Genomic DNA, 21,672 nt, shown 5'->3' with positions numbered 1-21,672 from the left:
GCGTCCTGTGGACGACGCGCGCCCACCCCTGGTCCGGCAGGCGCAGATCAGTCCGGCAGGCGCAGATCCGGCTTGTCCAGCTCTTCGATGTTGACGTCCTTGAACGTGATCACGCGGACGTAGCGCACGAAACGCGCCGGGCGGTACATGTCCCACACCCACGCGTCGGACATGCGCAGCTCGAAGTAGACCTCGCCACCGGAGTTGTGCGGGATCAGTTCGACGGCGTTGGCCAGGTAGAACCGCCGCTCCGTCTCGACGACGTAGGCGAACTGGCTGACCACGTCGCGGTATTCCTTGTAGAGGGACAGCTCGACTTCGGCTTCGTAGTTGTCCAGATCTTCGGCGCTCACGTCAGCGTCTCCCCTCGGTTGCGGTGCGGTCGTCTCATGCATCTTGTCGGCGGTGGCGCCGGTGCGCCGCCGCCACGTTGGCGTAACTCATCCGGTGTTCCCGGCTCGCGCCGAGCATCTCCACTGCGGCCATGTGCGCGGCGGTGCCGTAGCCCTTGTGCCCGGCCAGACCGTAACCCGGCAGTTGCGCATCGAGCTCAAACATAATGCGATCCCTCGTCACTTTTGCGACGACACTCGCGGCGGCGATGCATCGGGCCGCCGCGTCGCCCCCGATCATCGGCAAATGGGGCGATTCCAGCCCGGGCACGGTCATCGCGTCGGTGAGCACGTATCCCGGGCGCACCGGGAGCTTTGCGACGGCCCGCCGCATTCCCGAGATATTCGCGTGCTGGATGCCCCGGGCGTCGATTTCCCCGGCGGAGATGACGACGGTGGACGTGGCCGTCGCAAAGCGTCGGATGATCGGGAACAGGCGCTCGCGGGCCGCGGGCGACAGTGCCTTGGAATCGGTGAGGGCCGCCAGCTCCGGGATGGTGCGGCGCGGCAACACGCAGGCGGCGATGACGATCGGGCCGGCGCAGGCGCCCCGCCCCGCTTCGTCGACCCCGGCGACCGGACCGAACCCGCGCTTGTCCAGGGCCACCTCGTACATCCGGTCCTGGGCGAGCCTGCGCAGCGTCGGCCGCGGCAGATCGTCGACGAGCGCGGGACGAAGGCTACTGGCCCTGGATGTCCGGGTCATCGACGCCGCCGATGCGGCTGAACGGCAGGATGATCGCCTGCACCTTGCCGACGACGAACTCCACCGGCACGCTGCCCTGGTATTCGTCGCCGAGGTGGTAGCGGGAATCCAGCGAGTTGGTGCGGTTGTCGCCCATCATCCACAGGTGATCGTCGGGAATGGTGATCGGCCCGAAGTACGGGCCACCGCAGGCCTCGGAACCGACGGTCGGGTCGATCGGGTTCTGCGGCGGGGCCAGCGTGAACGACTCGTCGACGAGCTTGCCGTCGACCATGATCCCCGGATCGTCCTCGCGGCATTGGACGGTCTGCCCGCCCGTGGCGATGACGCGCTTGACCAGAGCGTTCTCGTTCGGCGCGACGACGCCGATCCAGCTGCCCAACGTCTGCATCGAGTTGATCACCGGATTCGTGGAACGCGGGTTGACGAACGTGTCGTCCCACGACGGCGGGCCGTTGAACACCAGCACGTCGCCCGGCTCGGGTTCGGAGAACCGGTACGACAACTTGTCCACCCAAATGCGGTCGCCGGTGCACCCCTCGCAGCCGTGCAGCGTCGGCTGCATCGACTCCGACGGGATGAGGTACACGCGCCCGACGAACGTCTGCACGCCCACGGAAATCAGCAGGGCGATGACGATGATGATCGGAATCTCGATCCACCACGGCGTCCGCACGCCCCGGTCGTCGTCGCCGTCACGGTCGGTGGTGTCGGCGGCATCGGCATCGGCGGTGTCGCGGTGCCCGGAGGGCCTCCAGCTCTTCCCGGTGGGGCTGGTTTCGCCGGCGGTGGGATCGTCCTCGGTCATGCTTCGCGACTATACGCGCCGACCACCGGCCCGAAAACGCCGACGGCGCCGACTCCACCGAATCGGTGGAACCGGCGCCGTCGCAAAGCACGGACGGTGCTCAGCGCTTCTCCTTGATGCGGGCGGCCTTGCCGCGCAGGTTGCGCAGGTAGTACAGCTTGGCGCGACGGACGTCACCGCGGAACACGACGTTGATGGAGTCGATGTTCGGGGAGTGGACCGGGAAGGTGCGCTCGACGCCGATGCCGAACGAGATCTTGCGGACGGTGAAGGTCTCGCGGACGCCGCCGCCCTGGCGGCGAATGACGACACCCTTGAACATCTGGATGCGCTCGGTCTTGCCCTCGACGATCTTCACGTTGACCTCGACCGTGTCACCGGCGCGGAAGTCGGGAATGTCGTCGCGGAGCGACGCGGCATCAACCTTGTCGAGAATGTTCATGGAATTGGTTTCCTATCTACTGTGCTGGACAGAGGACCCTGGCGGCTCTTCCCGTTGGGCGCTCGGCCGGTTCGTGCCCGAAACATGTTCAGCCGTCGCGACGCTCCCCGCTGCCTCGTTGGGCAACGGCGGACCCGCGATCAACCGGGACAGTATGTCATGAAGCCCAGGTCGGAGCCAAATCTGACGGCGCCATGGCAGTGTTGGGGGGCATGAATGGCTTGACGACGTCCCGGCGCCCCGACCCGCACGGCCGTTGGGATGGTGCCGCCCTGGCCGGTTTCGTGGCGTTTCCCCTGATCGTGGTGGCCGGCGTCGTGTGGTGGGCTGCGTCCGTGCGGGGGCGGCTGCCCGATCCCGTCGCCGTGCACTTCGGCGCGGGCGGCGGGGCCGATGGTTTCGGCTCACCGACGACGCTGCTGGTGGTGTTGGTGGTGGTGACCGTTCCGATTGTGCTGGTGATGGGCCTGCTCGGTTCGGCGCGGCGCTACCCCCGCATTCTTCGGCGCACCCTTGGGCCCGTGGCGACCACGTTCGCCGGGTTCATGGCGGGGATGGTCCCGGATCTCGTGATGCCGCAGCTGGATCGGGCGACGGCAGAGGGAGTCGTGATCGGGGAAGTCTGGACCATCGGCGGCACTGTGGCGGGGTTGCTCGTCGGCGTGGCCGTTGCGGCAGTGTTGCGGGAGCCGACGGCCGTCGCCGCGCAGGGAGCGCCGGATCCGGCGCTCCCCCGCGGACAGCATTCCGAAGAGGTGCGCACGGGAGCCGCTACGGGCATGAAGGTGTTGCTGGCGGTGTGGGTGGTGGCCTCCGCCGCGTCCGCGTTGATTTCGCCGGGTTTGGCCGTTCTGCTGTTCTTGTGCGTGCCGTTGTTGGCGCAGACGATGGTCGTGCGGCTGCGCGTCGACGACGACGCGGTGCGGTTGCGGGCCCTGATCTGGGAAACGATTCCCCTGGAGACCATCACCGCCGCCCGCCCGTCCCGCTACGACTGGGGCGATTCGGGCGGGGTCGGCATTCGCGTCGTCGATTATTCGGGGCCGAGCAGCGACAGGGGCAAGCGCATCGCCGTGGCGTCGCGGTCCGGCGAGGCCATCGACATCGACACGACCACCACGAACTGGACGATCGTCGTTCCCGACGGGACCGCCGACGCCATCGCCGGCGACATCAACGCTCGCCTGGATCGTCTGCACGGGTAGCTCGGGTTACCTCTCCTTCGCCGCCCCCTCCCACCGAAGATTGCCCGGGTTCATGCGGAGGGCGGGATCGATCTTGCACAACCGCTCCATCGCCTGGGGGTCGTTGTCCTCCGGGCAGTGGTCCCACGGGCCGGCCCATTCGTCCCACGCATCCGGGTCATCCGCCTCATCGGGATAACCGCCCGCCTTCCAGTCGTCCCACTCGTCCGAATCGTCCCAGGCCTCCCGCTCATTCCACTCGCCCCACTCGTCGCTCTTCTTCGCGGGCGAGTTCAGCCACAGGTCGTCGAGGTACGCCTCCCGGGCGGCATCGGTTTCAGAGTTGTGCGGCTGGTTCTCCGCCTGTCCCGCAGCGAAGTCCGAGACTGCGGCAGCCCGCATCTTCGCGTGGTTGGCGGCCCGGACGGTTCTGGTCAGCCGCGTGGCCCGCTGATCGAAGGTCTGCCGCTTGATGTGGGCGATCGGCCCATGCGGCACGGTCGTCGCGAACACTTCACCGGTGTGATCCGCCCAGGTCACCGTCCCGTCGGGGTGGATCTCCGCGTGCCAGTGCCTGCTGGTCTTCAGATTGTGGTGGTGCTGGCACAGGCACTGCAGATTCCACGTGGCGGTCTCGCCCGGGCCGTAGTTGATGACGTGATCGAGCTGGCACCTGTGCGCCGGCACCTCGCACCCGGGAAACCTGCACCCGCCGTCACGGCCCCGCACCCGCGCCTTCTGCGCATCGGTGGGAACGTAACCTTCGGTGCGGGAATCGGCGGACAATCGGACGTTGTCGGCCCGCTCCAACCACTCGCGGGTGAGGTACTTCGACAACCACCCGGCCCCGTCCAGCCAGAGCCGGAGTTCGTTGTCGTCGGCGTTGCCGTCCGCGTAGACGTTCAGCGTCACCGTCGCCCCGGCGAAATCGCCGCGGCACATCGCCATCAGCGCGTCCGCCAAGGAACACTCGTATCCGGCCTTGATCTTCGAATCGCGGATGGCGCGAACCGTGGCGTCGAACTCTGCCATTCGGTCCTTGCGCAGGATCGCCCGGAGCTCGCCGTATTCACCGCGGTATCCGTTGTCGGCCCCGTACGACTCACCGGTGGCCGGATGATGTTCGTCTTCATCCGGCGGCGTGGACACCGGTTCGACGGACTCGACGATGCGGCGCAATTCGCGGGCGAAGACCCGGATTCCGGGCAGCGCCTGGAAATCCCGGCGCGGTGTGAGGTAGTCGAGGATCCGGTCCTCGACGTCGGGCAGATGCTCAGCGGAGACGGCCACGATGGCATCGGCGATCTTGGTCAAATGCCACAACGGCCACGCTCCCGACCGGCACGGTTCCAGGAGCTTCGGCATGTGCCGCAGCATGAGTCCCACGTCGCAGTAGTCCATCGCACGCGCTTTGCCGCCTCCGATCCGCATCGCCACGGATGCAGCGTGGGAAGCGACATCGGCATCGCCTTCCGGCGTGACGGCAATGGCCAATTCCAGCTCGTTGAGATTGCGGGCCCGGGCCAGGTTGGTCGCCGGTTCGTCGCGCTCGGTGGCCCACCGTTTCCGCGGCGGAGGCTGCTCGGCGCAATCGTTGCGGCCGGCATGGCCATCGCGGCCTATGCCGTTGGTGTCGTGTGTGTCGTGGTTGGTGCCGTGATGACTGCCGACTGCTCCCTGATCGAACGCCATATCGATTCCCCCGGTGCCGAATGCACTGCTTGACGAAGGTTTTCAACGTGATCGCCGAACCTGATCTGCCCCGATGCAGAGCCTCCCCGGCCCCGCCTTCACCACTCATGATACATACGTTCGATTCAATTCCATCGAAAACAGAATAACGATTCGAACTCTTTTCACACCATCAGCCACATGCGCATCGCACAGAGCGGCGCCACGCGGGGCCGAACGCCCACCGACGGGCCGTCGTCAAGCAAAACCGACCCCAACCGACGCTAATCCGTGCCGACGGTCGTCCCGTACCAGCTGGTTCCCTCGGGCAACGCGCCGACCAGCGCCTTCGTAATCGCCCGATCCGCCTCCACCCCGACGAGCCCGCCCAACGGCTCCCCCGACGACCGGACGCGGATCAGGTGAATCTCCTCGACCGTCGGCGGCGCCTCGTGCGTGGCCAAATGCTGGTCGAGGAGCATGTTGTCCTCCTCGCAGTAATTGCGCTGAATCCGCACGTCGATGCCGTCGTTCCACAACCCCGCATCCGCCAGGGCCGCACGCATGCGCTTTTCGACGTCCCCCCACCGCGACGCATCCAGCAACGCGGTGAGGTGAGTGGTGAAAGAAGCCATGCCCCGAGGCTACGCCCGCTTAACCGCCGAAACCCGCGCGCTTCAGGGCATCCGCCATCGAACCGCCGCCCGCGCCGCCCGAACCGGAGCCACGGGAATTACGGGACTTGCGGGGCTTGCCGCCGCGACTCCGATTGCCGCCACGACCGCCACGCTGCGGCTTCTCGCCCGGCTCGTCGTCGAGACGCAGGGACAGGCCGATGCGCTGACGGTCGACGTCGACGTCCATGACCTTCACCGTGACCACCTGCCCCGACTTGACCACCTCATGCGGGTCGGAGACGAAGCCCTTGCTCATCGCCGAGACGTGGATCAGGCCATCCTGGTGCACTCCGACGTCGACGAACGCACCGAACGCGGCGACGTTGGTGACCGTGCCCTCCAGGATCATGCCCGGAGTCAAGTCCGATACCTTCTCCACGCCCTCCTTGAACGTCGCCGTCTTAAACTCCGGACGCGGGTCCCGGCCCGGCTTGTCCAGCTCGGCGATGATGTCGGTGACCGTGGGCACGCCGACGCCGGCGGCCTCGTCGCCGAAATCCCGCGGGTCCAACGCCTGCAGCACCCGCGTATTGCCGATCAACTCCGCCACGCCCAGACCCGTCGCCGCCGCAATGCGGTCGACCACGCCATAGGACTCGGGGTGCACGGCCGAGGCGTCCAACGGATTGTCCGCGCCCCGCACCCGGAGGAAGCCCGCGCACTGCTCGAAGGCCTTCGGCCCCAGGCGCGGCACCTTCAGCAGCTCCTTGCGGGACGAAAAGGCGCCGTGCTCGTCGCGGTAGGCGACGATGTTGTCCGCCACCGTCGAGCTCACGCCGGCCACGCGACCCAGCAGCGGCGCCGACGCGGTGTTGACCTCCACGCCCACCGCGTTGACCGCATCCTCCACGACCGCATCGAGGGTGTGCGCCAGCTTCGTCTGCGACACGTCGTGCTGGTACTGGCCGACGCCAATGGACTTCGGGTCGATCTTCACCAGCTCCGCCAGCGGATCCTGCAGTCGGCGCGCGATGGACACCGCACCTCGCAGGGACACGTCCATGTCGGGGAACTCCGCCGCGGCCAGCGCCGACGCCGAGTACACCGAGGCACCGGACTCCGACACGGTCACCGGCTCGGGGCGCGCTCCCCCGGCCTTGACCAGCAGGTCGGCGACCTCGCGGGCGAGCTGCCCGGTCTCGCGCGAGGCGGTGCCGTTGCCCACGGCCATCAACTCGACGCGGTGGGTGGCGCACAGGGTGGCCAGGGCGTCGCGGGCGGCGCCCCACTTGTTCTGCGGCTGATGCGGGTACACGATCGCGGTGTCGAGCACCTTGCCGGTGCCATCGACCACCGCGCACTTGACGCCGTTGCGGAACCCCGGGTCCAGGCCGAGCGTCGCGCGCTGGCCGGCGGGCGCGGCCAGCAGCAGGTCGCGCAGGTTGCGGGCGAAGACCTCGACGGCCTCGGCTTCGGCGCGTTCCTTCAGGCGCATGCGGGCGTCCAGCGCCGCCGACACCTCGAGCTTGGTGCGCCACCCGAACCGGATGGCCTGGTCGATCCACTCGGATTCGGGCAGGTCGAAGGCGCGGCGGACCATGCCCTCGTACACGGCGTCGTCGCCGGCGTCGATGCCCAGCTGCAGGATGCCCTCGGACTCGCCGCGCAGCACCGCGAGCACGCGGTGGCCCGGCATGGTCTCCAGCGGCTCGACGTGGTCGAAGTAGTCGCGGTATTTCGCGCCGGCCTGCTCCTTCCCCTCGACGACGCTCGCCGCCGCGGATCCGGTGGACCACACCCGCTCGCGCACGTCGCCGACCAGGTCGGCGTCGGTGGAGAACGACTCGACGAGGATCGCCCGCGCACCGGCCAGCGCGTCCTTCGGTTCGGCGAATCCCTCGGTGACGTATCCGGACGCGAGCTGCGCCGGGTCGGCGGACGGGTCGCGCAGCAGGTCGTCGAGAAGCGGGTCGAGTCCCGCCTCGCGGGCGATGTCGGCCTTGGTGCGGCGCTTCTTCTTGAACGGCAGGTAGAGGTCCTCCAGCCGCGCCTTCGTGTCGCACGCCCGGATCAGGGCGCGCAGGTCGTCGGTGAGCTTGCCCTGCTCCTCGATGGCCTTGAGCACCACGGTCTTGCGGTCCTCGAGTTCGCGCAGGTAGGTGAGGCGTTCTTCGACGGTGCGCAGCTGGCCGTCGTCGAGGCCGCCGGTGGCCTCCTTGCGGTAGCGGGCGATGAAGGGCACGGTGTTGCCCTCGTCGAGGAGCTTCACGGCGGTGGCGACGTGCGCCTGGTCCACCCCGAGCTCGCGGGCGATGGTGGTCTCGATCATTCCGGCGAGTCTAGTGGCCCGGCCCCGCATGCTTGACGACGGCCCGCCAACGAAGCAATGTGCTAGTGTAGATAGCACTATGGCCACTTTGAACGAATTCCGGGACCTGCCGCAGGGCCTCCAGGTGGCCCTGGGGGCCATTGCCGCCGTGCAGGTCATCCTCATCGTCGCTGCGCTCGCCGTCCTGGCGACTACGCCGCGGGAACGGGTGAAGCTCCTGCCCCCGTGGGCATGGACGCTGGTCGTTCTGCTGGCCAACGGCATCGGGCCGATCATCTTCTTCGCCGTCGGCCGGGAATGGGGCGAGCGGCGCGACGACGGCCCAACGGTGCGGCCCGGCACGACGCTTCTGGCCAGGTACGAGGGCCGGGCCCCCTCGCCCGGTCCAGCCATCGAATTCGACGGGGTGAGCAAGAGCTACGGGGATCACGTGGTCCTCGACGACGTTTCACTCACGGTGCCGCACGGGTCGGTCTTCGGTTTCCTCGGGCCGAATGGCTCGGGCAAGACGACGGCGCTGCGCATTCTCATGGGCCTGGCCCGTGCGGACGCGGGCGTCGTGAAGCTCGACGGAAAGGCCGGGTATCTTCCCGACGTCCCCGCCTTCGAGCCGTGGCTGACCCCAGCGGAGTATTTGCGGCTGTCCGCGCGCCTGGAGGGGTTCGAGGGCGACGAGCTCGACGAGCGCGTCGCCGAAGCTCTGGAGGTGTCGGGGTTGCAGTCGGTGCACAGGCCTATTTCGGGACTGTCGCGCGGCATGCGGCAGCGGCTGGGAATTGCGCAGGCCCTCATCGCGACGCCGGGAATCGTGGTGCTCGACGAGCCGACGTCGGCGCTCGATCCGATCGCCCGCCGCGAGGTGCTAGACGTCATCGCATCGCTGCGCGGCAGGGCGACGGTGTGCTTCTCCACCCATTCCATGGCCGACGTCGAGGCGGTGTGCGACCGGGCGGCGTTCCTCGGGCGCGGCCGAATACTCGCCACGGGCACATTGACGGAATTGGTCGCGCGCTTTGGGGATCCCGAGCGCGTCACCGCAACGTTCCGGGCGCCCGCCGGCACTGACATCAAGGGCACGTTGGCGGATGCCGGTTTCGATCACGTCAGGGTCACACCCGGCGGCGCCCTCGACGATGCCTTCACCACCGCGATGGGAGGTGCACGATGAGCACCACGACCATGGTGGTCCTCCTCGGCCGACAATTCCGCGCTCTGCGCGCCTCGTGGGCGACGTGGGCTCTGGTCGGCGCCGCAGTGTTCTTCGCGGTGCTCTCCCCCGTCACCGCGCGGTACCTGCCGGAGATCCTAGGCGGCATTATCGGCGGTGATCAAATGATTCCCATCGACGTGTCCGCACTGCCGGACCCAACACCCGCCGACGCGTGGGCTCAATGGGCGTCGAACCTCACGCAGCTGATCATCGTCATCGTGGCAGTCGTCGCCGCCTCAGCCGTGTCCGCCGACGTCGCCCGTGGCACGGCGGCGCCAATCCTCGCCCGGGGCGTTTCTCGCACGGGGTTGTGGGCGTCGGCGTTCACGGCAGTGGCGGTAACCGTATGCATCGTCGCCGTCGCCTCCACGGCTCTCGTCATTGCCGTCACCTCCCTGCTTTTCGACGGCATCTCCGCATCCGGCATCGCCGCCCCCGTGACCGGCACCGCGCTGTGGCTGCTGTTCGCACTGTCCGTCATCGCCGTGACCATGGCTGCGTCGGGGGCGGGCGCGTCGTCGCTCGGTGCTGCAGCGGCGGGCATCGCGTACTTCGCGATGATGGCCGTCGCCGGCATGTGGCCGCCCCTGATGGAGTGGAGCCCGGCAGGAGTGCTCGCCGCCAAGGATGCCTCGGCCGAACCGGGCGCGATCGGGGTCACCATCGCGGTCATCGCGGCGGCCATCGCCCTCGGCATCGCATCATTCAACCGAAAGGAATTGTGATCCCGGATGCTCATCCACCTCGACTCCGCGTCGACGACGCCGCTGTGGGCGCAGCTCGTCGCGGCGCTGCGCAGGTCGATCCACGACGGCGACGTCGCAATCGGGGAAAAGCTGCCCAGCGCCGGCGACCTCGCAGACTCCCTGGACCTGAACAAGAACACCGTCCTGCGCGCGTACCGGCAATTGCGCGACGACGGAATAGTCGAATTGCGCCGGGGCCGCGGCGCCACCGTCATCGCCGGCGCCGCCTCCGACGCCGAGACCGCCGGGCACGGGGCGGTGGAAACGGCCCTCGATCGTCTCGCCGCCGCGGCACGCGACGCATCCGTGCCCATGTCGGACCTCATCGCCGGCCTCACCGTCCGGGGGGTGCGCTGACATGACCGACGCAACCACCGCCCGCCTCCGGTTCACCGCGGCGATGATCGCGGGGCCCCTTCTGCTCACCTTCGCCGCGGCCGTCTGGGGACTGTGGGTGCTGCCCCGACTGCCCGACCCCATGGCCACGCACTTTTCGTTCGACGGGCGGGCCGATGGCTTCATCTCCCCCGGCACGTTCATCGCGGCGAACGTCGGCGCCGCCGTCGCCACCGCCGTGGTGTTCGGCGCCCTGACCATGACCGGCGTCTCCTCCACTCGCACCGGCCGGATCGTGTCGGGGGTGGGCGCCGGATCGATCGCGCTGGCCCCGCTGCTGATGGTGGCCGTCGCCCACCCGCAAACGGGCATGTCCGACGCATCGGAGGCGACGCTGCCCATGCCGGGCACGATCGCGGCCTTCGTCGCCTGCATCGTCGTGGGCGTGCTCGTCGCGACGTTCATCCACCCGCCCGCCGAACCGGAGGGCACCGTCCCCGCCGCCGCGCCCGTGGAGGTCACCGAATCGACGCACGCGGCCTGGTTCGGCCGTGGCCGGGCCTCGTCGACGATGCTTCTCATTCTCGCTCTCGCGGTGGCCGTCACCGCCATACCCGCGGCATTCGCCATCCGCGGCGGTGAAACCGACCTGGCCATCGTGCTGGGCGCATCGGCCGCACTGGTCGCCCTGGCGACGTGGATCTTCGCCGTCGTCCGCGTCCGCATCGACGCCACGGGCGTGCGGTGGTCGCTCGGTCCCGGCCTCCCGCGCGGCCACGTCCCCATCGACGACATCCGTTCGGTGACCGCGGTCGAGCTCAAGGCCGCGGACTGGGGCGGCTGGGGTTACCGCCTCGGCGGCGAAGGCACCGCGATCCTCCTGCGCGGAGGACAGGGCCTGCGCATCGACAGGGCGACGGGAAAGGCGCTTTTCATCGGCGTCGACGACGCAGCCCGGGGAGCGGAATTGGCGCAGGCGTACCTGCGGCGCCTGCAGTGATCCGCCGTACCGGAGCCGACCGCATGATCAGCAACGCGATGATCAGGCCCACCACACCGGCCGCCAATCCGCCGGCGACGTCGGAAAGCCAATGAGCCCCCACCCACACGCGGCTCAACGCGACGACGCCGATCAAGGCGACGACCGCCCACTTCAACGCGACGGCCAGGCCACGGCGCACCATCGGGGCGAGCACCTGGATGAGCGCCATGCCGGTGGCCGTGACACCCGCGACGTGCGCCGACGGGAAGGCGCCGTCGTGCAGCGCCGGCAACTCCGACAGGCGCAACGGGCCAGCGGGACGATCCCGGTCGAGCAGCCACTTCATCACGTACGTCATGGCGATCGACGCCGCGAACGCCAACGGCACCAGCAGCGCCATCGCCCGCAGGCGCCGCCACAGGAAAAACGCCGCCACCAGCGTCGCCGGGGCGACGAACAGCGGGCGGAACACCTCGGTCACGCCCATGAACGCGCCGTCGAGATCACCGTCGAGCGCCCCGGCCCGCAGATCGCGCACCCACTCGGCGAAACGCACGTCCATCTCCGCCCCCGTCGACGTCGACGCGAACCAGGCCAACGCCACCAACGCGGTGCCCCACCCGACGACGTGCGACGGCCGGGCCACGGACACGCGGCTCATTCGATCACCGTGGTCTCGCCCACCCACGGGGTCGACTCGCCGAGACCGCGGCCGACCGCCTCGGTGACCTCCGACTCAAGGGCCGCCGGGCCGTCGGCCACGATGTGCAGCGCATGGAGCTTCTCGACGGTCGGCGGCTGCGACCTCATCGACAACCACCGGTCCATGAGCGACTCCGCCTGGGCGTCGACCGCGCCGTCCTCCCCCGCCAACGGCATGACCACGCGGTTTTTCACCACGGTCAGGTTCAGGGACGCGAACTCGGCGAGGATGCGCTCGCCGATGGCCGGGAGATCCTCCGGGTCGAACAGCGCGCGCGTGATGGTCTGGTATCGGGTCATGGGAACTGTCTAGCACGTCGCCCGGATCCCACCTATTGTTGTGGTATCTGCCGTTCCACTTAAGGCTCGAGTATCCGCACCGAGCCCTCCCCAGGAGCAGCCATGAGCGAAACCCCCGAAACCTTCATCGACGTTCTCGACGCCGCCCCCGAAGCCAAGGACGGCGACTTCCCCGCCGCCACACGCGTCCTGACCGCCGACGGCGCGACGATGGTGGTGTTCACCTTCGCCAAGGGCCAACGCCTCGACGACCACCACGCACCCCACCCGCTGACCGTGCAGGTCATCGAAGGCTGCCTGACGTTCACCGTCGAAGACCGCGACCATCACCTCAAGCCGGGCCGCGTCCTCCACGTGCCCGAGGGCGTCGTCCACTCGGTCCACGCCGACCACCGCGACGCGATCTTCCTGCTCATGTTGTCGACCTAGCGGCGCACCCCACCGGCCCGGGCGCTACTCCTCCGGGCTGACGCCGTCGTCAAGCGTCTTGCGGTCCCGGGCCGACAGGTCCACGTCGTCGAGCAGCTCGGGCCGACGGGCCGCGGTGCGCAGCAACGCCTGATCCCGCCGCCACCGGTCGACCTTCGCATGATTGCCCGACAGCAGCACCGGCGGCACCTCCAGGCCCCGCCACACCCGCGGCTTTGTGTAGCCCGGGCCCTCCAGCAGGCCGTCGGAGAAGCTGTCCTCCTCGTGGCTGCGCCGGTTGCCCAGCACCCCCGGCACCAGACGCACGACGGCCTCGGCCATCACCAGCACCGCGACCTCGCCGCCGATGAGCACGTAATCGCCGATGGAGACCTCCTCCACCCGGTACCGGTGCGCGGCATCGTCGACGACGCGCTGGTCGATGCCCTCGTAGCGCCCGCACGCGAACACGATGTGCTCCTCGTGCGACCAGCGCCGCGCCATGTCCTGCGTGAAGGGGGCGCCCGCCGGGGTCGGCACGACGAGCAGGGGCTTTGCGACGTCCTCGCCCGCGCCCGCGGCCTCCGGGTACGACGACGTCTCCGGCAGACCGGCCAGCTCGTCGTGCCGGGCCTGCCCGCGGTGCGGCATCGCCGAATCGAGGGCCTCCGCGCGCGCGGCCGGACCGGTGCCGGCGGCGACGTCGTCGAGCGCCGGGCCCCACACGTCGGGTTTCATGACCATGCCGGGGCCGCCGCCGTACGGCGAATCGTCGACGGCCTGGTGCACGCCGGTCGCCCACTGCCGCAGGTCGTGCACCCCCACTTCGAGGATGCCCTTCTCGATCGCCTTGCCCAGCAGAGCGTGGCGCAGCGGGTCGAGGTAGTCCGGGAAGATGGTCACCACGTCCAGGCGCATGGCGGTCACAGCTCCAGCAGTCCTTCCGGCGGGGTGATGACGACCGCGCCGTTGTCCACGTCGACGATCGGCACCAGCGCGTGGACGAAGGGCACGTACACGTCGCGGCCGTCGTCGTCCAGCCGCACCTCGAGCAGACGCTGGGCGGGGTTGCGGATGACGCCGACGATCTCGCCGATGTCCTCCGGCTCCGGCAGCTGGCCCTCGTACGCGCGGGCGTTGGCGGTGTCCTCGTCGACGTCGCCGACGTCGAGCACCCGCAGTCCGATGAGCTCGTGGTCGTAGTAAGCCTCATCGTCGTCGAACACGGGCGCCGCGAAAAAGCGCATGCCGCGCAGCGTTTCGGCGTCGTTGCGGTTCGGGACCTCGTCGAAGAAGACGAGCAGCCGCCCCTGGTGGGGGCGCATGGACTTCACGGTCAGCTCGCGCTCGCGTCCGGCTTGCTTGCCGACGAGCACCGCCCCGACCGCGAAGCGGCCCTCCGGATCGTCGGTGGTCGCGTCGACGACGACCTCGCCGCGCACGCCGTGGGGCTTGATGACCCGGCCGATCTGCACGAGGTCGCCACCGGCGCCGCCCTGGTTTCCCGAATTCTTCTGGCTCACGCGCCCAGACTATCGCGCCGGGGTCAAAGATCCGTCACGCGGCCACCGTCGACGGACACCGTTCGGGTGCGCGCTCGCCGACCAGCAGCGACGGCAACGTGCCGGGGCCATGGGCGAAAATGCTACCCCGGACATGCGAAAACGCCGCCACCCGATGGGTGACGGCGTCAAGCAACCGAATTACTCGGCGGCCTCCTCGGCCGGAGCGTCCTCGGCGGCCTCGGCGGCCTCCTTCGCGGCGGCTTCCTCGGCCTCCTTCGCGGCCTTGGCCTCGGCGGCCTCCTTGGCGGCGCGGCGCTTCTCGGTGATGGCCTCCGCGGTCGGGCCCTCGTTGGCCTCGGCCAGAGCCTGGTTGAACAGGTCCAGCTTCGACGGCTTCTCCTCGGCCACCTTCAGGGTGCCCTCGGCGCCCGGCAGGCCCTTGAACTTCTGCCAGTCACCGGTGACCTTCAGCAGGGCCAGAACCGGCTCGGTCGGCTGGGCGCCGACGGACAGCCAGTACTGGGCGCGCTCGGAGTCGATCTTGATGACGGACGGCTCGGACTTCGGCTCGTAGATGCCGATGTTCTCGATGACGCGACCCGAACGACGGGTGCGGGCGTCGGCGACGATGACGCGGTAGTGCGGGGTGCGGATCTTGCCGATGCGCTGAAGCTTGATCTTGACGGCCATGTGGCGTCTTCCTCTCGGTCACGGGGCAATTCTTGTGACACCCCCGCATTCGCGGCGGAGGCCGGTTTTGCCCTTGGATTGATCTGCGGGTGACCATCGGTCGACCGTGGTCGGGCCCGACGAACCGCAGCGTCGCCCACGCGGCGCGCGGACAACCCCGAAAACGATACCAGCGGCGACGCAGACCTCCAAAAGGCGTCCGGTCCGACGCCCACCTACATCGAATTGTTATCCTGCCAGCGTCACCGACCAGCCAGAAGATCCCAGAGGTGCCCAACTGAACACGCCCGACCGCGCCAGCGCGTACCGCCATGACCTCGACGGTCTGCGCGGTTTGGCGATCGCGCTGGTCGTGCTCTTCCACGTGTTCGGCGGCACCGTCTCCGGCGGCGTCGACGTGTTCCTGCTGCTGTCGGGCTTCTTCTTCCTCGGCGCGCAGATCCGCAACGCCGACCGATCCGGTCAGTCGATCAACCCGCTGCATTCCCTGTGGCGCACCGCCCGCCGCCTCCTGCCCGCGTTGATCGTCGTTCTCGCCGCCACCACGGCCGCCGCGATCGCCTGGTTCCCCCAGCTGCAATCGCCGTCGATGGCCGGCCAGTTGTCGGCCTCCGTCCTGTACCGGCAGAACATCGTCCTCGCCCGCCAAGCGGAGGACTACGCCGTCGCCGGGTCGACGGTGTCCCCGCTGCAGCACCTGTGGTCGATGTCGGTGCAGGGACAGTTCTACCTCGGCGCCATCCTGCTGGTGTCCGCCATCGCGTACGTGCTGCGCAGACGTAATTCTGGTCGCACCGTCCGCTCCGTGATGCCGCCCATCCTCCTGGTCGCCACCATCGCCTCCTTCGGCTACGCCACGTGGCTCCACGAAACGTCGCAGGGCCTGAACTACTACTCCACCTGGTCGCGCATCTGGGAAATCGCCGTCGGCGGTCTGCTCATCTACGTCACCGCCGCCATTCCGATCCCCGCGAAGCTCAAGCCCTGGCTGCCCGCCATCGGCGTGGCCATGATCGTCGCCACCGGCTTCTTCCTCGACGGTGCCGCACTGTTCCCCGGCCCCTGGGCGCTGTGGCCCCTGCTGGGCGCCGCACTGGTGGTCCTGGGCGGCGGCACGGGCGTCGTCTCCGCGTGGCTGGCCTCGCGCCCCATGCGCCGACTCGGCGACATCGCCTACGCCCTCTACCTCTGGCACTGGCCGCTGCTCATCCTCGGTTTGCTCGCCGTCGGCGCCAACGCCCCCGGCAAAAAGCTCGGCGCCGCCGTCATCGCCGCCTCTCTGGTGTTGGCGTGGCTGACCCACCGCTTCGTCGAAAAGCCCCTCATGATGAAGGGCAAGCGACCGAAGATCGGCGACCACCCGGTCCGCCGGGCGCGGGCCGACCTGCGCACCGAGCCCGCAGCCCGACGCCGCGCGCTGGCGGGTGCCGCGCTGGGACTGCTCGCCCTGACGATGCTCGCCGCCTTCCCCGTGCAGAAGCACCGCATCGAACTCGCCCGCGCCGAAGTCCTCGACCCCGCCGCCTACCCCGGCGCGCGGGCCGTCACCGACGGCGCACCCGTGCCCGACGACGTGCCCTACCGCCCCGGCCAGGACCTGATCAACAACATGTGGCCGTTGCCCGCCCAGGAAGGCTGCCTGTCCGAATCCGGCGACGACGCCGACCACATCGAAACCGTCAAGCGCTACACCGACGAGTCCCCCTGCGTCTACGGCGACGTCGACTCCGACAAATCGATCGTCCTCGTCGGCGGCTCCCACTCCGAACAGTGGTTCTCCCCTCTCGAAGAAGTCGCCCGCGACAACGGTTACCGACTCGAGGTCATCCTCCGGCCCGGCTGCGCCACGTTCCTGTCGCCCGTGTGGGACATGAGCGACCGGTGCGCCGACTGGTCGCATGCCGTCGTCGCCCACCTCGCCGACGTTCGCCCCGACCTGGTGGTCACCACCTCCAGTCGCCCCGGGTTCGAAAACACCGACTACACCCCCGACGGCTACGTCGACTTCTGGCGGGCGCTGACCGACATGTCCATCCCCGTCGTCGGCATCCGCGACACCCCGTGGCTCATCGACGACGCGGACGGCCCGTACCGCGCCACCGACTGCGTCGCCGCCGGCGGAGACCCCGTCACGTGCGGACCGCTGCGCGAACGGGTGCTCTCCCCCGGCGACCCGGCTCACGGCATCCTCGAAAGCCTGCCCGGCGGGTACCCCCTCGACTTCTCCGACGTCCTGTGCGGCCCCGTCCACTGTCCGGCGGTCATCGGCAACATCTACGTCTACCGCGACGACAATCACCTGTCCGACCAGTTCGCGCAGACGATGTCCGCCGAAATGAAGCGCCGCATGGCCCCGATCCTCGACGACATCGAACGCACCGGCCGCACCAGGGAGGACTCCGAATGACCACGGCCAATGCATCGACGGGCGCGTACCGTCACGACCTCGACGGGCTGCGCGGCCTGGCCATCGCCCTCGTGGTGGTCTTTCACGTGTTCGACGGCCGGGTCTCCGGCGGCGTCGACGTGTTCCTGCTGCTGTCGGGGTTCTTCTTCCTCGGCTCGCAGATGCGCAACGCCGATCGCGGCGACCGGTCGATCAACGTCTGGCATTCGCTGTGGCGGACCATCCGCAGGCTGCTGCCGTCGCTCATCGTCGTCGTCGCCGCCACCACCGCCGGAGTCCTGGCTTTCGCGCCGGCGCTGATCAACGGCGAAATCGCCGCCCAGCTGCCCGCGGCGCTGTTGTACGTGCAGAACATCGTGTTGGCGGACCAGGGCGCCGACTACGCCGCGGCGTCGGCGCAGGTCTCGCCGCTGCAGCACCTGTGGTCGATGTCGGTGCAGGGGCAGTTCTACCTGTTCGGCATCCTCATCGTGTCCGCCATCGCGTTCGTGCTGCGCGCCACCCACGCCCGACCGCGCGTCGCCACGATCATGGCGCCGCTGCTGGTCGCCGCCACCGTCGCGTCCTTCTGGTACGCCACCGTCCTGCACGGTCAGGACCAGGGCCAGAACTACTACTCCACCTGGTCGCGCATGTGGGAGCTCGCCGCCGGCGGTCTGCTGGCGTTGGCGGTCGCCCGCTTTGCGACGCCCCGCCTCATCGCCCCCGCCCTGCCCGTCCTGGGCGTGGCCATGATCGTGTCCACCGGATTCCTCTTCGACGGCGCCGCAGAGTTCCCCGGGCCGTGGACGCTGTGGCCCCTGGGCGGCGCGGCACTGGTCATCCTCGGCGGAGGCGCCGGCTTCATGTCCCGGTTCCTGGAATCCGGATTCATGACGACGCTCGGCGACCTCGCCTACGCCCTGTACCTGTGGCACTGGCCGTTGCTGATCATCTCCATGTCGGCGCTGGGACTCGACGAGGTCGATGCGGGCATCGGCACCGCCGTCATCGCCGCGTCCCTCGGACTGGCATGGCTCACGCACCGCTTCGTCGAAAAGCCCCTGATGCAGAAGGCCCCGCGGCCGCTCGTCGGGGAACGACGGCTCCGCGCGGGCCTGCGCTCCCTGGCCACCGGCCCTGGTGCCGCCCGCGCCGTCGCCGCAGTCGTGCTGGTGGCGATGTACGGGTCGCTGCTCGGCCTCGGCCAGGAATACACCCGCCGCGCCGAAGCCTCCGCCGCGACCCGCCTCGACCCCATCGCCTACCCCGGCGCCCTCGCGCTCAGCGACGGCTACCCGGTCCCCCGCGGCCTCGAACCCAGGCCCGCCCCCGAATACGTCGGCGACGCCTACCCGATCACCGCGGAAGACGGCTGCCTGACCTACTCCGACGAAGAACCGACGCACATGGCCGACGGCAAACGCTTCGGCCCCGGCGCCGGCCAACCGTGCGTCTACGGCGACCCGCACGGGAAGAGGACCATGTTCCTCATCGGCAGCTCCCACTCCGAACAGTGGAGCAGCGTCCTCGACCGCATCGCCCGCGACCGCGGCTGGCGGCTCATCCCCGTCACCCGTCAGGGCTGCGTGATCACCCTCGACACTCCCCTGCACGGCTCCGACGACGACTGCATCGAATGGTCGAAGAACGTCCTCGGACGCATCGCGTTCGAACGGCCCGACCTGGTCGTGACCGCCTCGACCCGCGCCAGGGGCGACTGGGGCGAAGGCACCGACGAACTCGCGCCCGGCATGGCCGCGGCCTTCCGTTTCCTCGACGACGAGGGCATCCCGATGGTGGGACTGCGCAGCAACCCCTGGCTCGTCGACGACGACGGCACCCCCACCAACGCCCCCGAATGCCTCGCCGAACGCAAGGTCAACTGGCGCGACGACACCGACGCCGCCGAGGCCGCCAAGGCTTGCGGCATCGCCCGCGACGAGGGCCTGGCCGACCGCGACCCCGCCGCACCCCTGCTGGACGGCTTCGAGCACGGCTGGTCCATCGACATGTCGGACGCGATCTGCCTGCCCGACCACTGCCCCGCCGTGGTCGGCAACATCATCGTCTACCGCGACTCGAACCACCTCAGCGTGGCCTACGCGGATTCCCTCCAGCCGCTGCTGGCCCGCGAGCTCGAGCCGATCTTCGACGAACTCGAGCGCCGCTGACCGCCGGGCGGCCGGGGGCTTCTACTTCCGGCCCCCGCCGCCCTGGCCGAAGTCCAGGTTGTCCAGGTCGATGCCCTCCATGCCCGGGGGCATCTGGTTCTTCATCATCTTCTGCAGCTCGGACATGTCCGGCATTCCGCCGCCGCCCATGCCCGGCATACCGGGCATTCCCGGCATTCCGGGCATACCCGGCATGCCGCCCTGACGCATCGCCTTCGGCGGCGTCGGACCGCGGCCCCGGCCCTTCTTGCCCTTGCGGCCCTTCTTGTTCCTGCGATTCGACGGACGGCCGCCGGGCATGCCGAACCGGCCGGCCATCTGGGCCATCATCTTGCGGGCCTCGAAGAAACGGTCGACCAGCTGGTTGACCTCGCTGACCGACACACCGGAACCGGCGGCGATGCGCTTGCGACGCGACGCGTTGAGGATCTTCGGGTCGTTGCGCTCGGCCGGGGTCATGCCGCGGATGATCGCCTGCATGCGGTCCAGGTGCTTTTCGTCGACCATGTCGGCCATCTCCGACATTTGGGCGCCGCCGGGCAGCATCTTCAGGATGTTGCCGATGGGGCCCATCTTGCGGACCATGAGCATCTGCTCGAGGAAGTCCTCCAGCGTCAGCTCGCCGGAGCCCATCTTGGCGGCGGTCTTCTCCGCTTCCTTCTGGTCGAAGACCTGCTCGGCCTGCTCGATGAGGCTGAGCATGTCGCCCATGCCCAGGATGCGGCTGGCCATGCGCTCCGGGTGGAAGACGTCGAAGTCCTCCAGCTTTTCGCCGGTGGAGGCGAACATGATCGGCTTGCCGGTGACCTCGCGGATCGACAGGGCCGCGCCACCGCGGGCGTCGCCGTCGAGCTTGGTCAGCACCACGCCGGTGAAGTCGACGCCGTCGCGGAAGGCTTCGGCGGTGACGACGGCGTCCTGGCCGATCATCGCGTCGATGACGAAGAGGACTTCGTCCGGGTTGATGGCGTCGCGGATGTCGCGGGCCTGGGTCATCAGGGTCTCGTCGATGCCCAAGCGGCCGGCGGTGTCCACGATGACCACGTCGTGCTGGGTGCGCTTGGCTTCCTCGATGCCGGCCTGGGCGACGGCCACGGGGTCGCCGTGGGAGGTGCCCATCTCGTGGTCGTGGGAATCCATCGACGTGCCGGGGTCCGGCGCGAAGGTGGGCACGCCGGCGCGTTCGCCGACGATCTGCAACTGCTGGACGGCGCCCGGGCGCTGGAGGTCGCAAGCCACCAGCATCGGGGTGTGTCCCTGGCCGGCCAGGTGCTTGGCCAGCTTGCCGGCCAGCGTGGTCTTGCCGGCGCCCTGGAGGCCGGCGAGCATGATCACCGTCGGCGGGTTCTTCGCCAGGCGCAGCCGCTGGGTGTCGCCGCCGAGGATCTGGATCAGTTCCTCGTTGACGATCTTGATGACCTGCTGCGCCGGGTTCAGCGCCTGGGAGACCTCCGCGCCCGCGGCGCGCTCCTTGATGCGCTTGATGAAGGCGCGCACCACGGGCAGGGAGACGTCGGCTTCGAGGAGGGCGAGTCGGATCTCGCGGGCGGTGGCGTTGATGTCCGCCTCGGACAGACGCCCCTTGCCCCGAAGATCCTTCAGTGCCCCTGTGAGCCGTTCGGAGAGTGATTCAAACACGGGTGGTCGATCTCCCTGATGGTGTCGGTGTCATGGACATGGCTTTCCCACCATACCCGCCGACTGGCCGATCACCGCAGGGCGGCCTCGCCGCGTTCGCCGGTGCGCACCCGCACCGCGCCGGTGACCTCGGTGGCCCAGGCCTTGCCGTCGCCGATGGAGCCCGTGCGGGCCGCCTCGGCGACCGCGTCGAGGGCGGCCTCGGCCAGGTCATCGGGCACGACCACGTCCAGGCGGAGCTTTTCGACGAAGTCGACCAGGTACTCCGTTCCGCGGTAGACCTCGACCTGGCCCTTTTGGCGCCCGAAGCCGCGGACCTCCGCGACCGTGAGGCCGGAGACGCCCAGTTCCTCCAGCGCCGCCCGGACGTCCTCGAGTGTGGTGGGCTTGATGATCGCCGTGATGAGCCTCATGTCGGTGATTTCCTTTCCCCCGCGTTTCTCCGC

22 protein-coding genes are annotated in these 21,672 nt (G+C 69.2%); 8 read left to right on the top strand and 14 right to left on the bottom strand.

The genetic code is table 11. The features are described 5' to 3' along the window. Positions 1-47: 47 nt before the first annotated feature. The 4 genes from CFREN_RS05755 to rplS form a co-directional block, all read right to left on the bottom strand. Positions 48-353 (bottom strand): DUF2469 domain-containing protein, encoded by a 306-nt coding sequence (locus CFREN_RS05755; protein ID WP_035120814.1) that lies wholly within the window; start codon positions 351-353, stop codon positions 48-50. Positions 354-387: 34 nt separating this feature from the next. After that, positions 388-1,032, bottom strand: coding sequence for a ribonuclease HII (locus CFREN_RS05750; protein ID WP_070520371.1), 645 nt, complete (start codon positions 1,030-1,032; stop codon positions 388-390). A gap of 40 nt (positions 1,033-1,072) precedes the next feature. Beyond that, positions 1,073-1,906 (bottom strand): signal peptidase I, encoded by an 834-nt coding sequence (lepB, locus tag CFREN_RS05745; RefSeq protein WP_070520285.1) that lies wholly within the window; start codon positions 1,904-1,906, stop codon positions 1,073-1,075. Positions 1,907-2,006: 100 nt separating this feature from the next. Then, on the bottom strand, positions 2,007-2,348 hold the full coding sequence (rplS, locus tag CFREN_RS05740) for a 50S ribosomal protein L19 (RefSeq protein WP_035120812.1): 342 nt from the start codon (positions 2,346-2,348) through the stop codon (positions 2,007-2,009). Positions 2,349-2,560: 212 nt separating this feature from the next. On the opposite strand from rplS, the gene CFREN_RS05735 reads away from it, so the two are divergent. Then, on the top strand, positions 2,561-3,553 hold the full coding sequence (locus CFREN_RS05735) for a DUF1648 domain-containing protein (protein WP_209653217.1): 993 nt from the start codon (positions 2,561-2,563) through the stop codon (positions 3,551-3,553). A 6-nt stretch (positions 3,554-3,559) separates the two neighbouring features. Here the strand turns inward: CFREN_RS05735 and CFREN_RS05730 are convergent, their stop codons facing one another. The 3 genes from CFREN_RS05730 to CFREN_RS05720 form a co-directional block, all read right to left on the bottom strand. Continuing rightward, positions 3,560-5,224 carry an HNH endonuclease signature motif containing protein gene (locus CFREN_RS05730; protein WP_209653219.1) on the bottom strand — a complete coding sequence of 555 codons (1,665 nt, stop codon included), beginning with the start codon at positions 5,222-5,224 and terminating at the stop codon, positions 3,560-3,562. Positions 5,225-5,487: 263 nt separating this feature from the next. After that, the gene (locus CFREN_RS05725; RefSeq protein ID WP_209653221.1) at positions 5,488-5,838 is read right to left on the bottom strand and encodes a hypothetical protein; all 351 of its coding nucleotides are present in this window, start codon (positions 5,836-5,838) and stop codon (positions 5,488-5,490) included. 19 nt (positions 5,839-5,857) lie between these two features. Beyond that, positions 5,858-8,149, bottom strand: coding sequence for a Tex family protein (locus CFREN_RS05720; protein ID WP_209653223.1), 2,292 nt, complete (start codon positions 8,147-8,149; stop codon positions 5,858-5,860). Between the two features lie 79 nt (positions 8,150-8,228). On the opposite strand from CFREN_RS05720, the gene CFREN_RS05715 reads away from it, so the two are divergent. From CFREN_RS05715 to CFREN_RS05700, 4 genes are read left to right on the top strand one after another with little or no spacing between them, the layout of a single operon-like run. Continuing rightward, positions 8,229-9,317, top strand: a complete 1,089-nt coding sequence (locus tag CFREN_RS05715) for an ATP-binding cassette domain-containing protein (protein ID WP_209653225.1) — start codon at positions 8,229-8,231, stop codon at positions 9,315-9,317. Further along, entirely contained in the window at positions 9,314-10,084 is a 771-nt protein-coding gene (locus CFREN_RS05710) for a DUF2705 family protein (RefSeq protein ID WP_070520268.1), read from the top strand. The genes CFREN_RS05715 and CFREN_RS05710 overlap by 4 nt, the downstream gene beginning before the upstream one ends. A 6-nt stretch (positions 10,085-10,090) precedes the next feature. Then, positions 10,091-10,462, top strand: a complete 372-nt coding sequence (locus CFREN_RS05705; protein WP_035120808.1) for a GntR family transcriptional regulator — start codon at positions 10,091-10,093, stop codon at positions 10,460-10,462. Between the two features lies 1 nt (position 10,463). After that, the gene (locus CFREN_RS05700) at positions 10,464-11,441 is read left to right on the top strand and encodes a DUF1648 domain-containing protein (protein WP_209653227.1); all 978 of its coding nucleotides are present in this window, start codon (positions 10,464-10,466) and stop codon (positions 11,439-11,441) included. On the opposite strand, the gene CFREN_RS05695 is transcribed toward CFREN_RS05700, so the two are convergent. Further along, positions 11,374-12,084, bottom strand: a complete 711-nt coding sequence (locus CFREN_RS05695) for a phosphatase PAP2 family protein (protein WP_209653230.1) — start codon at positions 12,082-12,084, stop codon at positions 11,374-11,376. The genes CFREN_RS05700 and CFREN_RS05695 overlap by 68 nt on opposite strands. Next, on the bottom strand, positions 12,081-12,425 hold the full coding sequence (locus CFREN_RS05690; RefSeq protein WP_070520258.1) for a hypothetical protein: 345 nt from the start codon (positions 12,423-12,425) through the stop codon (positions 12,081-12,083). The genes CFREN_RS05695 and CFREN_RS05690 overlap by 4 nt, the downstream gene beginning before the upstream one ends. A gap of 102 nt (positions 12,426-12,527) precedes the next feature. On the opposite strand from CFREN_RS05690, the gene CFREN_RS05685 reads away from it, so the two are divergent. Then, complete coding sequence (locus tag CFREN_RS05685) at positions 12,528-12,854, top strand: cupin domain-containing protein (RefSeq protein ID WP_209653232.1); 327 nt, start codon at positions 12,528-12,530, stop codon at positions 12,852-12,854. 24 nt (positions 12,855-12,878) lie between these two features. Here the strand turns inward: CFREN_RS05685 and trmD are convergent, their stop codons facing one another. The 3 genes from trmD to rpsP form a co-directional block, all read right to left on the bottom strand. Then, positions 12,879-13,751, bottom strand: coding sequence for a tRNA (guanosine(37)-N1)-methyltransferase TrmD (trmD, locus tag CFREN_RS05680; protein WP_070520368.1), 873 nt, complete (start codon positions 13,749-13,751; stop codon positions 12,879-12,881). A gap of 5 nt (positions 13,752-13,756) precedes the next feature. Next, positions 13,757-14,308, bottom strand: a complete 552-nt coding sequence (gene rimM, locus CFREN_RS05675) for a ribosome maturation factor RimM (RefSeq protein WP_396022150.1) — start codon at positions 14,306-14,308, stop codon at positions 13,757-13,759. A 228-nt stretch (positions 14,309-14,536) separates the two neighbouring features. Further along, the gene (gene rpsP / locus CFREN_RS05670) at positions 14,537-15,028 is read right to left on the bottom strand and encodes a 30S ribosomal protein S16 (protein WP_209653237.1); all 492 of its coding nucleotides are present in this window, start codon (positions 15,026-15,028) and stop codon (positions 14,537-14,539) included. 106 nt (positions 15,029-15,134) lie between these two features. Between rpsP and CFREN_RS05665 the strand changes: the two genes are divergently transcribed. Together CFREN_RS05665 and CFREN_RS05660 are read left to right on the top strand one after the other, a co-directional pair. Beyond that, entirely contained in the window at positions 15,135-17,435 is a 2,301-nt protein-coding gene (locus tag CFREN_RS05665; protein ID WP_425321489.1) for an acyltransferase family protein, read from the top strand. Further along, on the top strand, positions 17,432-19,588 hold the full coding sequence (locus tag CFREN_RS05660) for an acyltransferase family protein (RefSeq protein WP_244979537.1): 2,157 nt from the start codon (positions 17,432-17,434) through the stop codon (positions 19,586-19,588). Before CFREN_RS05665 ends, CFREN_RS05660 begins: the two co-directional genes overlap by 4 nt. Before the next feature lie 21 nt (positions 19,589-19,609). On the opposite strand, the gene ffh is transcribed toward CFREN_RS05660, so the two are convergent. Together ffh and CFREN_RS05650 are read right to left on the bottom strand one after the other, a co-directional pair. Then, positions 19,610-21,226, bottom strand: a complete 1,617-nt coding sequence (ffh, locus tag CFREN_RS05655) for a signal recognition particle protein (protein ID WP_209653238.1) — start codon at positions 21,224-21,226, stop codon at positions 19,610-19,612. A gap of 71 nt (positions 21,227-21,297) precedes the next feature. Beyond that, positions 21,298-21,639 (bottom strand): P-II family nitrogen regulator, encoded by a 342-nt coding sequence (locus CFREN_RS05650; RefSeq protein ID WP_209653241.1) that lies wholly within the window; start codon positions 21,637-21,639, stop codon positions 21,298-21,300. Positions 21,640-21,672 lie beyond the last annotated feature (33 nt).

The organism is Corynebacterium freneyi (genome assembly GCF_030408835.1).
Lineage (GTDB): Bacteria > Actinomycetota > Actinomycetes > Mycobacteriales > Mycobacteriaceae > Corynebacterium > Corynebacterium freneyi.
Note: the sequence above shows the minus strand (reverse complement) of the source record. Positions and strands in the feature narration are given on the sequence as shown.